Annotated in this window: 19 protein-coding genes and 1 pseudogene; 18 read left to right on the top strand and 2 right to left on the bottom strand. The window is 28.2% G+C overall.

What is annotated here, in order from left to right:
* Window positions 1–10: 10 nt before the first annotated feature.
* Entirely contained in the window at window positions 11–634 is a 624-nt protein-coding gene (locus AC0L4B_RS10605) for a LysE family translocator (RefSeq protein ID WP_473436877.1), read from the bottom strand.
* 179 nt (window positions 635–813) lie between these two features.
* Between AC0L4B_RS10605 and AC0L4B_RS10600 the strand changes: the two genes are divergently transcribed.
* From AC0L4B_RS10600 to AC0L4B_RS10555, 10 genes are all read left to right on the top strand, one after another.
* A complete protein-coding gene (locus AC0L4B_RS10600) occupies window positions 814–1,191 on the top strand; it encodes a hypothetical protein (protein WP_473436876.1) in 378 nt (125 codons plus the stop codon).
* A gap of 282 nt (window positions 1,192–1,473) precedes the next feature.
* Window positions 1,474–1,677, top strand: a complete 204-nt coding sequence (locus tag AC0L4B_RS10595) for a hypothetical protein (protein ID WP_473436875.1) — start codon at window positions 1,474–1,476, stop codon at window positions 1,675–1,677.
* Window positions 1,659–1,946, top strand: a complete 288-nt coding sequence (locus AC0L4B_RS10590; protein ID WP_473439433.1) for a GNAT family N-acetyltransferase — start codon at window positions 1,659–1,661, stop codon at window positions 1,944–1,946. The genes AC0L4B_RS10595 and AC0L4B_RS10590 overlap by 19 nt, the downstream gene beginning before the upstream one ends.
* 186 nt (window positions 1,947–2,132) lie before the next feature.
* Window positions 2,133–2,702 carry a Crp/Fnr family transcriptional regulator gene (locus AC0L4B_RS10585; RefSeq protein WP_473436874.1) on the top strand — a complete coding sequence of 190 codons (570 nt, stop codon included), beginning with the start codon at window positions 2,133–2,135 and terminating at the stop codon, window positions 2,700–2,702.
* Between the two features lie 62 nt (window positions 2,703–2,764).
* Complete coding sequence (locus AC0L4B_RS10580; RefSeq protein ID WP_473436873.1) at window positions 2,765–3,778, top strand: NAD-dependent epimerase/dehydratase family protein; 1,014 nt, start codon at window positions 2,765–2,767, stop codon at window positions 3,776–3,778.
* Window positions 3,779–4,114: 336 nt separating this feature from the next.
* Window positions 4,115–4,420 (top strand): hypothetical protein, encoded by a 306-nt coding sequence (locus tag AC0L4B_RS10575; protein WP_473436872.1) that lies wholly within the window; start codon window positions 4,115–4,117, stop codon window positions 4,418–4,420.
* 143 nt (window positions 4,421–4,563) lie between these two features.
* Window positions 4,564–5,145, top strand: a complete 582-nt coding sequence (locus tag AC0L4B_RS10570; protein WP_473436871.1) for a hypothetical protein — start codon at window positions 4,564–4,566, stop codon at window positions 5,143–5,145.
* 192 nt (window positions 5,146–5,337) lie between these two features.
* Window positions 5,338–5,640 carry a hypothetical protein gene (locus tag AC0L4B_RS10565; RefSeq protein WP_473436870.1) on the top strand — a complete coding sequence of 101 codons (303 nt, stop codon included), beginning with the start codon at window positions 5,338–5,340 and terminating at the stop codon, window positions 5,638–5,640.
* A gap of 294 nt (window positions 5,641–5,934) precedes the next feature.
* A complete protein-coding gene (locus AC0L4B_RS10560) occupies window positions 5,935–6,720 on the top strand; it encodes a DUF4919 domain-containing protein (RefSeq protein WP_473436869.1) in 786 nt (261 codons plus the stop codon).
* Window positions 6,721–6,888: 168 nt separating this feature from the next.
* Window positions 6,889–8,004, top strand: coding sequence for a Shedu anti-phage system protein SduA domain-containing protein (locus AC0L4B_RS10555; protein ID WP_473436868.1), 1,116 nt, complete (start codon window positions 6,889–6,891; stop codon window positions 8,002–8,004).
* A 47-nt stretch (window positions 8,005–8,051) separates the two neighbouring features.
* Here AC0L4B_RS10555 and AC0L4B_RS10550 read toward each other — a convergent pair.
* Window positions 8,052–8,358: pseudogene (locus AC0L4B_RS10550) on the bottom strand (transposase); the annotation flags it as partial.
* Window positions 8,359–8,594: 236 nt separating this feature from the next.
* On the opposite strand from AC0L4B_RS10550, the gene AC0L4B_RS10545 reads away from it, so the two are divergent.
* From AC0L4B_RS10545 to AC0L4B_RS10510, 8 genes are all read left to right on the top strand, one after another.
* On the top strand, window positions 8,595–9,527 hold the full coding sequence (locus AC0L4B_RS10545) for a hypothetical protein (RefSeq protein ID WP_473436867.1): 933 nt from the start codon (window positions 8,595–8,597) through the stop codon (window positions 9,525–9,527).
* Between the two features lie 265 nt (window positions 9,528–9,792).
* Window positions 9,793–10,023 carry a hypothetical protein gene (locus AC0L4B_RS10540; protein ID WP_473436866.1) on the top strand — a complete coding sequence of 77 codons (231 nt, stop codon included), beginning with the start codon at window positions 9,793–9,795 and terminating at the stop codon, window positions 10,021–10,023.
* Between the two features lie 28 nt (window positions 10,024–10,051).
* Entirely contained in the window at window positions 10,052–10,252 is a 201-nt protein-coding gene (locus AC0L4B_RS10535; RefSeq protein WP_473436865.1) for a hypothetical protein, read from the top strand.
* 8 nt (window positions 10,253–10,260) lie between these two features.
* On the top strand, window positions 10,261–10,683 hold the full coding sequence (locus AC0L4B_RS10530; protein ID WP_473436864.1) for a hypothetical protein: 423 nt from the start codon (window positions 10,261–10,263) through the stop codon (window positions 10,681–10,683).
* 526 nt (window positions 10,684–11,209) lie between these two features.
* Window positions 11,210–12,400: a toxin-antitoxin system YwqK family antitoxin gene (locus AC0L4B_RS10525; RefSeq protein WP_473436863.1), complete on the top strand. Its 1,191-nt coding sequence runs from the start codon at window positions 11,210–11,212 to the stop codon at window positions 12,398–12,400.
* 47 nt (window positions 12,401–12,447) lie between these two features.
* Complete coding sequence (locus tag AC0L4B_RS10520) at window positions 12,448–13,053, top strand: SH3 domain-containing protein (RefSeq protein WP_473436862.1); 606 nt, start codon at window positions 12,448–12,450, stop codon at window positions 13,051–13,053.
* Window positions 13,054–13,097: 44 nt separating this feature from the next.
* Window positions 13,098–13,772 (top strand): YiiX/YebB-like N1pC/P60 family cysteine hydrolase, encoded by a 675-nt coding sequence (locus tag AC0L4B_RS10515; protein ID WP_473436861.1) that lies wholly within the window; start codon window positions 13,098–13,100, stop codon window positions 13,770–13,772.
* 79 nt (window positions 13,773–13,851) lie between these two features.
* Complete coding sequence (locus AC0L4B_RS10510; protein WP_473436860.1) at window positions 13,852–14,928, top strand: serine hydrolase; 1,077 nt, start codon at window positions 13,852–13,854, stop codon at window positions 14,926–14,928.
* Window positions 14,929–14,931: the final 3 nt, after the last annotated feature.

The following is a 14,931-nucleotide window of genomic DNA, read 5'->3' as shown; positions in this document are numbered from 1 at the left end:
CCTAAATGCTCTATTTAGTAAACAAATAGATGACATTACCTACACCAACAATACCTGTTAAACAACCTAAAATAAAATCCATTTTAGTAGCTATATAAGTTAGCTTATGCTCAATATTTTTAGCGACAATAGCATAAATCGTATATAATGTAAAAGAACCTATGGTAGAGCCTATCGAAAAATAAAAAGCGTTAAACATATTGTATTCAAAATACTCAAAGCCTATTAACAACGAAATAAAAGTAAAGTAAAACGGTATAGCCATCATGTTTAATAAAGACATTAAAATACCGTAAAAATAAGATTTAGATTTAGGGATTTCCTTTTCCTTAACCTCCTTTTTAGGAGCAAAATAAATTCTGAAAAAATTAATAGATAACAAAAAAAGTATACCAGTACCTATTTTTTGTATCAAGGTAATATACTCAGAGTTTTTCATTAAAATATTAGCAAGGTAAGCGCCTAAATTGGCTTGAAAAAATAAAACCGTAGCATAACCAGCTATTAAGTAAAATGTAGATTTTTTACCATTTTTTAAACTATACTTTACAACAGTTAAATTTAAAAAACTAGGCGTAATACTCCCTAAAGCAGCTATACAAAACCCTAAAATTAAGCAGATAAAAAAATTCATGTTTTTATTTTATAAAACAAAGAAACAAAATGCCTGTCTTATTTTGACAATTCTTAACAGTTTTTAATAATAAACACTGGCTAAAAATACGTAGTTATACGTATTGTATTTCCTTGTACATTATTATAATTTAGCTTTTAATAATTCAGCTATAATAAATGTTGTAACCAATTTGAGAAATGAAACGTAAGATATTAGGAATTGGAATTTTACTATTCATCGGAATTTTATTTTTACGAGCAAATTTACCAATGACTGAATCTAAAGTAATCGGAACATATATAAACACGAATTACGAAAATAAACACTGTTGTTTGGAAACGCCTCACGTTGCTGACACTCTGATTTTAAAATCTAACGGAACATTTTCAAGCGGATATTATGGAAACGGAACTTATGAAATAAATTACAGAATTTTATCAACTGAAATTGACTGGACTTACGATTATGAATTAGGAAGAGCTGGATACAGTACATATTTTAGTAATAAACTTTTTGAAAAACCGAAAATTATATTGAATTACGACTTGAATCATTACTATGAAAAAACGGAATAAAAAACTGGTTACAACAACGTGTATAATTAATGGCTAGTTCTCGCCTACTTACGAAAATCCTTGCGGATTTTCTATCTGTGATTTATTTGCTAACTTTAGTGCTTAAACACGCAACGAAATCATACACGTACGCATTCATTTTTATAATGATGCAACAAACTCTAAGATTAATACTAAATATTGGAATGAATACTTCAGAATACTAAAAGAATTTTCCGAATTTAAAAAAAATGATTTATAATAAACTAAAGAAACACGTTGGCATTAATTAAGAAAACTGAATTGGAAATTATAGAAACACATAGAAATGATTATACCATTTCAACTGACAAGGATAAATTAGATATATTGAGCATTCACAAATTCCTTGCAAATGAAACTGATTGGGCTAAAGGAATTCCAATTAATACTTTGAAAACATCCATTGAAAACTCTTTGAATTTTGGACTTTATTACAAAAAAAACAAATTGGCTTTGCTAGAATAATTTCAGACTATTCAACTATTGCATATTTAGGTGATGTTTATGTTCTAAAGGAATATAGAGGAAAAGGATTAAGTAAATGGCTGATAAATGAAATAATGGAACACCCAAATCTTCAAGGATTAAGACGCTGGATTTTATTAACGGATACAGCTGAATGGCTTTATAAAAAGTTTGGTTTTAAGGAAATAATTAATCCTGAATTTTATATGGAGAAACATAACCCGAATATATATAACGGAATAGATAAAACTAATGCCAACAAGGTATAAAAAACCTAAGATACTTGTACTAAATTTGAATATTAGAAATTTTAAGAAAGTCTGTTAAATATAAAATCTGTCTTTTAAATGAAAAATAATGTATTTATATTTAGCTAAGTTTTAAACGCAAACGAAATCTTTATCTTTTGAGCTGCGTTGTTCATAACAAACGTTATATATCATTACAACTCAACAATGCAGAATTTAATTAATTACATACAATCAAGAATTACTTTAACTCAAAAAGATATTGATTTAATCAAAAAATATTTCATTTCCGAACAAATACCAACACAAACTAATCTTTTAGAAGCCGGAAAAGTTGAACGGTACATTTATTTTTTAGATACTGGAATTGTAAAGGGGTATCAAAATATTGACGGAAAAATTGTCGTACAGCATCTTGTTTCAGAACAAGATTTCTTCACGTCTTTAGATAGTTTTATGACAGAAACACCGTCAATAGATTATTATGAAACGATTACTGAAGCTAAAGTTCTAAAAATATCAAAACCAGATTTTGATATTTTACAAAAGGAAACTAAATTTTGGGCAATATTTATCAAAGAAGTAACCAACGAACATTTAGGTTGTAAATTAGAACGTGTTAAAGATTTTCAGATATTAACAGCAAAAGAACGCTATCTAAAATTTGTAAATCAAAATCCAAAATTAGCGCTGAATGTATCTATCGACAATATCGCTTCTTTTTTAGGAATGGAACCTCAATCCTTAAGTCGTATCCGCAAACAAATCACTTTCTAACAAATGTTATTTCTATCCTCTTAAAAGGTATCGAAATTTGCTCAAACAAAATTTCAATAATTATGAGCAACGAAATATCATTAGTAACAGGAGGAACTGGACATTTAGGAAACAACTTAGTCAGACTATTACTTTCCGATAACCAGAAGGTAAGAACAACCGTAAGAAACATTAAGAATACAGCACCATTTGAAGGTCTGGACTGTGAAGTTGTACAAGCTGACCTTATGGACAGAGCCTCGCTAAAAAAAGCATTTCAAGGAGTTACCAACTTATATGCGGTAGCTGCAAACTTTAGTATGTGGGCAAAAAATCCAAAAGAGGAAATTTATGACAACAACATGCAAGGAACCCAAAATGTCTTTGATATGGCAAAAGAATGTGGTGTTAAAAACATTGTATATGTTAGTTCTGTCGCTTCTTTAGATTTCACAAAGTTACCAGCCAATGTAGATAACGGATATAATAAAGACCGCAGAAATTGGTATTATAATTCTAAAAATGATTCCGATAAACTAGCATTAGAGTTAGGTGAAAAATATGGAATTAGAACTGTTTTGGTTTTACCTTCCGCAATGATTGGTGATAAAGCTTACAAATTAAGTTATTCTAACAACTTAGTATTACAAATTTTAAATGGTGAGATACCTGTAGACACCAATGTAACTTTAAATTGGGTAGACGTAAAAGATGTAGCTTCTGGTATGTATAGCGCTATGACCAAAGGTAGAAATGGAGAACGTTATATTTTATCAAACGAGAAACACACTAGCATGCAAGAAAGCGTAAAAATAGCATCCGAATTATATCCTGAGTTAAAATTAAAAATGCCAAAAAAAGTTCCAAAATGTTTATTGTATTCTGTAGCTGGATTAATGGAGTTTAGTAGTAAAATTACAAGTAAAGAACCTTTACTACAGAGACATTACTTAGATATGTTTTATGGCTTAAAACAAGATTATGATATTAGTAAATCTAGAAAAGAATTAGGGTATAATCCTAAACCTTCTAAAAAAGCTTTGGAAGATGCTTTAAAATATTTAAAAAGCGACTGGAAAAAAGAAAACGGTATATAATCCGTATAAAATTAATGACTAGTTCTAGCCTACTTAATAAAGTCCTCACAAACTTTTTATTTGTTTTGTATTAGCTATTACCTCTATTCTACTTAACCCGTTTACAACATAAAAAATACGTAGTTATACGTATTGTAATTATTATTTAGTAATTGTAGTTTAGCTTTTAATAATTTAGCTACAATAACGTGAGATCTGTTTGATATTAGTATTGAAAAGTTGTCTTAAAAGTAGTTGGCTACAATTTAAACTTACTCAATTGTTAAACAAATCGAATAAAGAAAGACTTGAAAAAAAGGAATGATTCTTTTTTGTGGTGAGAATAGATGCCATATTTTGAAAAAAATTGGAATTATTGGAAACTCATTACCCAATTATACCTCAATTCCTTTAGTGATGATGAACAAAGATGGAAAAACAGAGTCAGAAACAATTTCTGATTGCCCAACTATGATGTTATGGTTTGAAAAAAATCAATATCAATTAGTATGTTGGGATTGGGTTCCTGGACCAGGTCCTGGTGATTTTGAACTAAATTTTGAAGATGAAAATTCTGTTGTTGCTTTTATTGAGTCATATTACTTTGGAGAAAATGAGTATTTCGAAAAACGATTAGAATACGAACTGAATAAAAAACAGTAGCTAACAACGTATAAAATTAATTGCTAGTTTCTAGCCTACTTACGAAAGTCCTCGCGGACTTTCTATCTGTGATTTATTTGCTAACTTTAGTGCTTAAACACGCAACTAATCTTATACAACAACGTTGCCAGTAATTTGACGAAATGAATGGACATTACTTCTTTTTTGGAATTTTAATGATATTTCTGATTTCAATGCCGATTTTCCTTATTTGGGATTGGAATAAAAATCGAGAATTATCAATCAAAGAATTGCTCAAAAATTTTTGGGAAAAGAAAAAAGTATATATTGGAATTTTTGTTGTTTTTATAATAATGGAATTCTTCATTCCTTTAAATAAAAATCACGGAATTGAATTTAACTCTAAACGAGAAATACTCGGAATTCCTGAATTAAAAGCTGATTGGAAAAAAGACAAAGCTCAATCAGAGAAATATACAACTTACTGGTGGAAACCTGAACCACATAATGGACATTTCAAAAAAGTAATTGAATACGGAATTTTAAATGCAAAAACCGAAACGGATTATTATCACAATGCGAATCGAAAAGGAACCTTTGCGTGGTCAAAATATGATTTCAAAAGTGAAACATTCGAATATTTCATTGAACAACCGAATGACAAAAACATATCATTTACAGAATCTGGAAAATTAAAAATAGATAAACTAACCAAAATAAAGAAAGTAGAAAAATCTGAATTTAAAAAATATATATCTGAATAAAAACTACTGGCAACACCGTATAAAATTAATTGCTAGTTTCTAGCCTACTTACGAAAGTCCTCGCGGACTTTCTAGCTGTGATTTATTTGCTAACTTTAATGCTTAAACACGCAACGAAATCATACACAAATAAGTTGTAAATAATTAAAACTGACCGCTCACATTGTTTGAAAATTATTGAATAAACAACCTATGAAAAAGGATGATTTTAAAATAAAACATGGCGAATTAGAAATAGGATATGATGATATTTATATACATTATGAAGAATTTAGTTTAGGACTTGGTCTATGCATGTATATCAATAAATCAAAGAAACATAAAATTATAAACCTAAATCCATATAGATTTTTAAATACATTATTAGGAGAATATGACACCAAAAATCATATTGAATTTATCCGATTTATAGAATGGGGAATTTTATCAGAAGAGTTTAAAAAAACCTTACTTCCATTTAAAGAATTGAAAAACATTGTACAATTGCGAAAATAATTTTACAAATAACTATTTACAACACCATATACAACTAAAACTAGCTTCTAGCCTACTTACATAAGTCCTAACAAACTTTTTATTTGTTTTGTATTAGCATTACCTCTACACTACATAACCCGTTTACAACATAAAAAATACGTAGTTATACGTATTGTAATTATTATTTAGTAATTGTAGTTTAGCTGCAATAATGTAAGGTCTATTTGATATAAGTTGCTAAAAGTTGTCATAACGGGAAATATAATCCCAAAAACAACTATATTAGTTGTCATATAACCAGTTAGCAAACATATGAAAAAAGCGCTCATAATAATATTGAATTTAATTATAACTTTTGTGATTTATGGTCAAGAAAAAAATGATTTTAAATACACTAGAGATTATGATTCAATTTTAAAAATATCTAAAGAAAAAACAAATAAACTATCCTATAAAAACTTATTTGAACGATTTCAAAAAGCAGATTCAACACTAACAAATTATGAGTTAGTTGCTATGCAAATTGGCTATACAGATAACCCTAAATATTACCCTTATCAAGACATTGAACTTGAAAGAGAGATTTGGTCTTTAAATGAAAATCAGGAATTTGAACTAGCAGAAAAGAAGTTAGACACATTATTATCGAACAATCCATTTAGTATTTTAGGTCATAGAGAAATGAGTTATGTTCAACACAAACTCGGAAATAAAAAAATTGGAAGTTTACATTATAAAAAATTTGAGTTAATTGTTGCAAGTGTTTTATCAACTGGAGATGGAACTTCTTATGAAACTTCTTGGTTTACGCTTTCACCTGCTGACGGACAATGGATAATCAAACTTGCATTTAGAGAAGATATTTGTTCTATGGGTTCAGGAAGAGATAGTAATGGGAATTTTCACGACATATTGGGAATAAAATTTGAGGATTCTGAAGATTGTAAAAAACTTTATTTTAATATAGAACCCGCAACAAAAAGAATGTTTGGAAAAGAAGATTTAAACCTTGAAGAAACAGGAGAAAAAATTGACATTGACGAAAATGGTAAAGTCATAATTAAAAAGGAAAAACAGAAAAAGAAAAATAGGAAATAAAATACGTTTGCTAACAACGTGTATAATTAATGGCTGGTTCTCGCCTACTTACGAAAATCCTCGCGGATTTTCTATTCGGTTTTTATTTACTAAATTAGATGCTTAAATACGCCACTAATCATACACAAAACCGTTATCCATAATTAAAAAATATCACAAATAAATACAATGAATGAAAGAGCTACAGAAAATGACGTAATCCAAAACTCTAAATTAGAGCATTTATATAACCACGATTTTGGAAGTGGTAGATTCTTTCAAGTAGTTTTTGAAGATGAAAACGAAGCACACGTAAAGTTAGCTCCGAGAACTTTGATGAAAGTGGTTTATCTTAGAGACAAAGATAATATTGAGGGTATTGAAATCATAAAAGAAATTTCTGGAGAAGAAAAACAAAGAATTAAATTTAACAAATTTGATTTTAAACAACTCAAAAGCTTTTTAAGTTTCATTAACTCTATTGATTTAGCAACAATCAATGACCGCAGAATTGTATTGGCTGATAATTCATTCGACATTATTGATGATATGACGAAAAAGAAACTTGGAACTTTACTTTCTGGTAGTGATGGTGGTAATTTATTAAGAGACCTTTTAGACGAGGGACTAATTACTAATCAGGATTTAGTAAATACTGGTTATAGAAAACAACAACTCGAAATATTTAGAAAGTTACTCAGTGAAGAAGAATTTTTACAAAAATATAAAGATGAAATAGGTAAAAGTAACACCAAAGATGAAACAGCTTGGCAACATTACTTCAATGTAAATGAATGGATTTTTGGATATGGATTAGACTACAAATATAAAAGTATCCTACAAAAAGAATTTAGAGCTTCTGATAGTGACGCGAGTGGTAGCGACACAGTAATTGGAGATTTTCTTATTGGAGATAATAGATTTACAACATTTATAGAGTTAAAACTCCCAACCACGAATATTTTTAAAAATGAAAAAAATCGTTCTGGTGCTTGGAGATTGTCAAATTCATTTATAGATTCAATTTCACAAATTTTAGAGCAAAAAGCAAGTGGAACTATTAAAATAGAAACTACTAAAGAATTGTTTGATGAACAAGGTAATGCAATAGAACAAAAATCTTATGATTCAAAAACAATTTTAATAATTGGGAATTGGGATGAACTTGATAAATCTAATGATAGTGCTCAAATTAAGAAAATAAAGAGAAAAACATTTGAGCTTTATCGTAGAGATTCTCGAAACATTGAAATAATAACCTATGATGAACTTTACGAAAGAGCAAAATTCATAATTGGAATATAACAACTACGTACAACAAAGCTCTGTTCCAAAAAACAAGTAAAAACTCATTAATTTTTCAATAAAGCACTTCTGTAATTATTATCATAAGTTAGCCCTGATTTTGCTATTGCAAAGGCCTGTTTTAATAGGGTATTACAAACCACAATTAAAGCTAGTTTTTTTACGCTTCCCTTTAGCGACTAATCGATCATATATTGCTTTACAAGCATGGTTATATTTTCAACCATTAAAACAGCACATAAATAATAAATTTCGGAGCTTTTAATTTCCTATTTCACTAATTCTAGGACGCCCTTTTACACGACTTCCACTTTGACGGATCACTAGTGGTAAACCAGTGTAATTACACAATTGACAAACACGTTAAAACAAATACATATAAAAATAATATGTGTATTGTTTCATCCTTCATAACTAATAAACGTCAAATATTATAACATTTACTTTCTAAGTTATTTTAATTAACTTCGTTTGGCTTTAAATATAACTTATTAAAACGGGATTATATTTGCTATATGTTGGCAGTAATTTAAGAAACAACAACCTATTAAAATAAACTTAACTACTAATAATTTTAAAATAACTAACCAATGAGGTCAATAAAATTCATATTAATAATAATCTTCATTTTACCACAGTTATCTTTTACTCAAAATAATGAAAATCCAATTTTAATTGCCTACATAAATAAAACTACTCAACTGTATAAACAGCAATTAAATAAAATTGTAAAAGAAATAAACCTTTTAGATAAGCTTGTATATGACTTTGATAAGCTTGAATCTTATGATAATCACTATTATAAATTATCAATGTCCTCTAACAAAAAAAGAAAGTTAATAGATTCGATAATTACAGCACCAAAACCATCTGGTATAAGTAAAGAAGAGATGGCTGAATTTTTATATTTTTTTAAAAAACAAAATCAAGAATATTCTAATAAATTACAAAATAAGATATATCATATTGAAGATGTGCATAATACTATAATTAATTTATATTATATGACACTTGAAGATAGTATAATTGAAAACGAAACGGATTTAAAAACAATTATTGAAGTCTATAAATCTTTTGATATTTTAACAAGACACCATACAAGCCTAAAGATTAAAACTAATAATATTTTATCAAAATTGAAGTATGAAAAAGAAAACAAACCTAGTTATTTAAACTGTGAAAATATAGCACATTACTTAAAGTTTTGTGATGATTTTGATAAGAAGACCACCTCTAGATATCTTCAGATAAAAGACTCTACAGTAAACCTTTACAATAATCTACAAAAAAAATATCAAACACTTAAAATTGTTACAAAAGTAAAAGAAGATGAAAATGAACCTGCAACAATAGATAGTGAAGAATTATTTAAAAAATATAAAGGACATTATTCTAACAAATTAGTAGATCCTTATTATGCAAACATGGATAAGTCTCGTCATCTATTACAATACTATACTGATTTTACAGCTGAACTTAGAAAAGAGATAAAACTACTTAAGGAAGATAAAAACTGCAATTAAATCTCAAAAAAAATAGTATATAAAACCTCTTTAAAAACTATAAATTTAAATCACATATAACTAAGTAAGTCCTAAATTACAAACGCTAATAAACAAACAAGTAATTTTAATATATAGCTTAAGCCTTATATAATTAAGTAGCCTACTCCTAGCCTATTTACTAATACCCTCTTGGATTTCCAATTCGGTTTTAATTTACTAAATTAACGACTTAACCACTCACCTGATCTTATACAAACACATTATAAATAATGTAAAAAAAGAAATGAAACTATTTAAAACATTACTACTTGTAAGTTTATTATCTATATCCGCATGTAAAGTTCATCAAGTACAAGAAACTAAACCATTAAACCTTGTAAAACTAACTCAATATGGTTTAAATGCTAATGTATCTATAGCAACTACAAAAGGAATATTATCTAAACCTATTTTAAAACACGGAGAACTAATAACTCTTAATTTTAACCAATTGGAAGGTTTTGCAAAAAAATAATACCTATTATCCTAACCTAGACATAACCTTGGTATCCAAACAAAAAGATACTGTTTATCATAATGACAATATATTAGGGCTAGATAAAGACGTAAAAGGCATTACAAAAGACTCACTTAAGATTCCACTTTTTACTAATTACCCACTTTTAATAAGGTATAATATTTCATCAGGAAACGAATACACACTATACGGTACACTTCGCGATACTAAAAGCGAAAAAAACTAGTAATAAAAATGGATTTTAAGTTAATTCAGAATAATAATCCTCATCTAATAGTTAATAAAAAAGGACTTGATTATTCCGATATTTTTATAACCACAGAAAGTAGTCCTACCCTAATACTTGAAGATAATAAAATAGAAAATAGTAAATACCTAATGTTATATATAAAAAACCTAGAAGGTTATACAGTAAAAAATAATAAGGCTTCATTTTATTTAAAAAATACAATTACAAACAAATTAGGAGAGATACTTATACACGATGATAAACAGATGGTCTCTGGATGTAAAGATGGAAAACTTATAGAACAAATGATAAGTATACCTATTGAGCTTTTTGAAATAAAAAACTATAGCAAGCCATTAATTTATAATCTAAACATTTCAGATAAAAATAGTGATACTAAATTAATAATATCTATAGAATTAAATTAGTTATCAACCCCCTTCAAAAGCCCAAAAACAAGGGATAATTCTAGTCTTTTTTAACACAAAACCAAATATCAATACAAAAACCTGATAAACAAGCACTTAACACATATATCAAAATAGGTTATAGCGTGGTTATAGCATGCTTATACCATACTTATAACATGCTTATAGCGTTATAAAAAGCAGTCAGTACGCACTAATCTTAATACACAACCAACTAGTAAAACCATATAACATTTTGGCTTGTATAATGTAGTAGCCTAATCCTAACTTATTTACTAATACCCTCTTGGATGTTCTATCTATAATCACCTTACTAATTTTAGTTCTAAAACCACAGAACAAAATCATACACATAACCGTATAGCACAAGCTTTTTTAATAAAAAAATATTATATGCTAATACACTAATAATAGACGTTTAATATTATAAATTTACTGTGTAATTGTAATTAACATATGTCGTTAGATTAAGATATAATTCCTTAAAACAGAATCATATTTGATAGGCGTTATAAACAAGTAAAAAATGAAAAACAAAATACTTATAATTTTAATACTCTTTACAAGTATAATTTCTGTTAAAGCACAGCAAACAACAACAAAAAAGGTAGACCATCCCAAATATGGTAAAGCCATCCTTGAAACCTATTTTGACCAAGATAACAACCCAAACCAAAAATTTATCTATACAAAAGATACACTGTATACTAATGGTAATAAAGAAGTTGGAGAAGTCATCCTATATTATAAAAACGGAACAGTAAGTGCAAAAGGTCCTTTTTCTACATCAAATAAGAGCTCATATTATGGATCTACCCGAAAAAAACAAGGAAAATGGCAACATTACAATAAACAAGGGAACTTAGAGATAACACTATTTTACAAAGACAATAAAATAGATGGCCTATATACTACATACCATAAAAACGGAAATATTTCCAGTACCATAAACTATATAAACGGAAAGAAACAAGGGAACTCTAAAACCTACTTTACTAACAAAAAGTTACATAAAGTTTTACAGTACAAAAACGGAAAAATATATAACGTACTAGAGTTTTACAATAATAAAGGCACACAAATAGAATATGGGACTTTAAAAGAAAGTAATGGTACTTTAGATATATACGACCTAGACACTGGAAAAATATCAAAAACGTACACCTATGAAGATGGTATACCTCATAATATCGAAACCAAAGACATACCATCTGCAAAAGGCACTATCAATCAAAAAACTTACAAAACTAATACTGGAAAGAGTATTAAAATTGTGAGACTATTAAATAACAAACTTGAAGGTCTACAAGAAGAATTTAATTATGACGGCATCTTAAAAGACGCTAATTACTTCTCTAACGGAAAAAAACACGGTACACAAACTAGATATAATAAAGATGGTACTATATTTTGGCAAGACACCTATGTAAATAACAAAAAGACAGGACCGTTTATACATACTGCAGAAGACTCTGAAGCCGAAGGTAACAGATATAGCGGTAAAAAAAATGATAACGTTGTGCTTCACTCAGGGTTTTATGATGAAGATCAGAAAATAACAGGTCGCTTTACAAGTTACACACAAAAAGATAGTATTGTGATTACAACCGGACAATACAATAAAAACTATAAAACAGGCGCTTGGAAGTTTTATGATCAAAAAGGCAAACTTATTAAAGAGGTAAAATATGATAATGACATAATAGAAAAGCAATAAATTAGCGCAACTTTCAATATATCAATATAAATAGAATATTAATTAAAATGAAAAAAATAATAATCCACACCTGCGTCATACTTCTTTTGTTAGCTTGTAAAAACAATCAAACTAATAAAGAGAAATTAATTGCTTCAAACATTAAAACCAGTTTTTATAATAAGCAAAAGATTGATATCTCTAAAAAACATAATACTACAGAGTGTTTTGCTAAACAGATTAGAGTGTATTTAGACGATCCTGATACATCTGGTACAAATATTAGAAACAAACCAAATGGTGAAATAATTACTAAATTAATAGTAGATGATTTAAATCATGATTATATCATAACTGTCACAGAGGCTAAAAATGGTTGGTTTAAAATTAAAAACCCAATAATGGGAATGGAAAATGAGGTTATAATACCCAATGATGAAGGTTGGATTCATGGCTCTGTAATAGCTGTAGATACTAGAAATTATTCAGGACAACACTTAAATATTCTAGAAAGACCTATAGATGGTGAAATTATGACAATCATTAAAGAAGAAGTCGTTCAATTAAAGATAAAAGATATTTGTGGAGATTGGGTTCAAATTGAACACAACAACTCTATTGGTTGGATTGAAAGTAAATGGTTATGTGGTAACCCGCTAACTAATTGTTCATAATTCTCATTTTATTAATTTTACTTTTATTGAAACACAACCTATATATGACCCAATTAATAAAACAAACCTCATTTATACTTTTAGGTCTACTCGTTCTGACAAATTGTAGTAACCATACAAAGACTACTTTTAAACTTAAAGAGGGAGATTTACTGTTTCAAAACACAGGATCTGACGAGATTGATAATGCTATAAAAGACGTTACTGCAACTGCTGCTGCCAAAAACTATTCTCATGTAGGTATAGCCATGCAAAAAGATAACCAATGGTTTGTTGTAGAAGCAATACCAAAACAAGGCGTTTGCATAACACCAATCGCTCAATTTTTAGAAAGAAATAAAAACAAGCTCAACAAATCTCAAACCACAGTAGCAAGACTAGACAATTATTACAAACCTTATCTAAAAAAAGCAATAGATTATGGTATTGCTAGAGTTAACATTCCTTATGACGATATATTTTTATGGGATGACACATCCTATTATTGCTCAGAGTTAGTGTATAAAATGTTTTCAACTCAAAACATACCTCAAGATTCTATTCCTTTTCTTACACACCCAATGACTTTTAACGATAGTTCTGGACAACCTATGACTAGTTGGGTTAAATATTACAAAGCACGCAACCAACCAATACCAGAAGGTATTGAAGGGACAAACCCTAACCTAATGGCTAGCAGCACTCACATTACATTTGTACATGATTATGAAAACCAGTAAACCTAAAATCACCACCTTAGATTTTGGTTTTAGTGTAACTTTTAGTCAAGTAGTTAGACTTATAATAAAAAGGTTTTAAATGAATAAAATAGTAACCATTATTATAGTAATTGTTATCGGCTTTGTCTTAACAGGTTTTGTAACTAAAAAAAGACAACAACCTAATCCTAAATTTATTTTAGACTTTATTAAAAACAATCCTGATAAAGGCGCTATAACAGTTATAAGAAACGATTCTGTTTTAATTAACAAAAACGAAAACAGATTACAACCTTTAGCAAGTACAGTAAAAATTATTATCGCCATAGAATATGCACACCAAGCAGCCAATAAAACTATTGATGCTAATGAATTAATTAACCTATCCGAATTAAATAAATATTACATACCAAACACAGATGGTAACGCACACAATAATTGGCTTAATTACATCTCAAATAAAATTGATGATAATAAAATTTCTATAAAAGAAATTGCTAAAGGGATGATAATGTTTAGCTCTAATGCTAATACCGAATGGTTGCAACAAAAACTAGGTTTAAACAACATCAACACACAATTACAAAAATTAAACTTAACTAATCATACACCTATATATTACATGGTATCGTCCTTATTTGTAGGTAAAGAAGTCTCTAAAAACTTAAATAACCAATCATTACAACAAGCTTTAAAAACAGTATCAGCATCAGACTATATTGCATTAACAAACAAAATACATCAAAAATTAAATACTGATGTTAATTATAAAAATGATGTTGGAGATTTAAGTATGCCTATTCAAAAAATATGGAGTGATAATTTGCAGGCTTCAACAACTAAAGCATATGCTACATTAATGAAAAAGCTAAACAATAAAAGTACTTTTTCAGCAAAAATCTACCAGTATTTAGATCCAATAATGGAATCTATGATGCAAAATAAAGGCAATCAAATTAACCTAAAACATGCTGGATTTAAAGGCGGATCTACAGCTTTTGTATTAACACAAGCGTTTTATGCAACAGACAAAAAAGGAAACACGACACAACTTGCTATGTTTTTTAATAACCTAACCAATTCAGAGTTTCAAAACCTTAGCTTGCAGTTAAACAATTTTTTAATAGCAACACTTTACAACAAAGACTTTAGAGAAGCACTCTTAAACAATTATTGATTA

The sequence above is a fragment of the Olleya sp. NP1-10 genome (assembly GCF_055804415.1).
Note: the sequence above shows the minus strand (reverse complement) of the source record. Positions and strands in the feature narration are given on the sequence as shown.

Bases quoted from the DNA above. Each gene is read 5' to 3' on its own strand.
- AC0L4B_RS10605 (WP_473436877.1), bottom strand. From the start codon at position 634: ATGAATTTTTTTATCTGCTTAATTTTAGGGTTTTGTATAGCTGCTTTA.
- AC0L4B_RS10600 (WP_473436876.1), top strand. From the start codon at position 814: ATGAAACGTAAGATATTAGGAATTGGAATTTTACTATTCATCGGAATT.
- AC0L4B_RS10585 (WP_473436874.1), top strand. From the start codon at position 2,133: ATGCAGAATTTAATTAATTACATACAATCAAGAATTACTTTAACTCAA.
- AC0L4B_RS10580 (WP_473436873.1), top strand. From the start codon at position 2,765: ATGAGCAACGAAATATCATTAGTAACAGGAGGAACTGGACATTTAGGA.
- AC0L4B_RS10570 (WP_473436871.1), top strand. From the start codon at position 4,564: ATGAATGGACATTACTTCTTTTTTGGAATTTTAATGATATTTCTGATT.
- AC0L4B_RS10565 (WP_473436870.1), top strand. From the start codon at position 5,338: ATGAAAAAGGATGATTTTAAAATAAAACATGGCGAATTAGAAATAGGA.
- AC0L4B_RS10560 (WP_473436869.1), top strand. From the start codon at position 5,935: ATGAAAAAAGCGCTCATAATAATATTGAATTTAATTATAACTTTTGTG.
- AC0L4B_RS10555 (WP_473436868.1), top strand. From the start codon at position 6,889: ATGAATGAAAGAGCTACAGAAAATGACGTAATCCAAAACTCTAAATTA.
- AC0L4B_RS10545 (WP_473436867.1), top strand. From the start codon at position 8,595: ATGAGGTCAATAAAATTCATATTAATAATAATCTTCATTTTACCACAG.
- AC0L4B_RS10540 (WP_473436866.1), top strand. From the start codon at position 9,793: ATGAAACTATTTAAAACATTACTACTTGTAAGTTTATTATCTATATCC.
- AC0L4B_RS10530 (WP_473436864.1), top strand. From the start codon at position 10,261: ATGGATTTTAAGTTAATTCAGAATAATAATCCTCATCTAATAGTTAAT.
- AC0L4B_RS10525 (WP_473436863.1), top strand. From the start codon at position 11,210: ATGAAAAACAAAATACTTATAATTTTAATACTCTTTACAAGTATAATT.
- AC0L4B_RS10520 (WP_473436862.1), top strand. From the start codon at position 12,448: ATGAAAAAAATAATAATCCACACCTGCGTCATACTTCTTTTGTTAGCT.
- AC0L4B_RS10515 (WP_473436861.1), top strand. From the start codon at position 13,098: ATGACCCAATTAATAAAACAAACCTCATTTATACTTTTAGGTCTACTC.
- AC0L4B_RS10510 (WP_473436860.1), top strand. From the start codon at position 13,852: ATGAATAAAATAGTAACCATTATTATAGTAATTGTTATCGGCTTTGTC.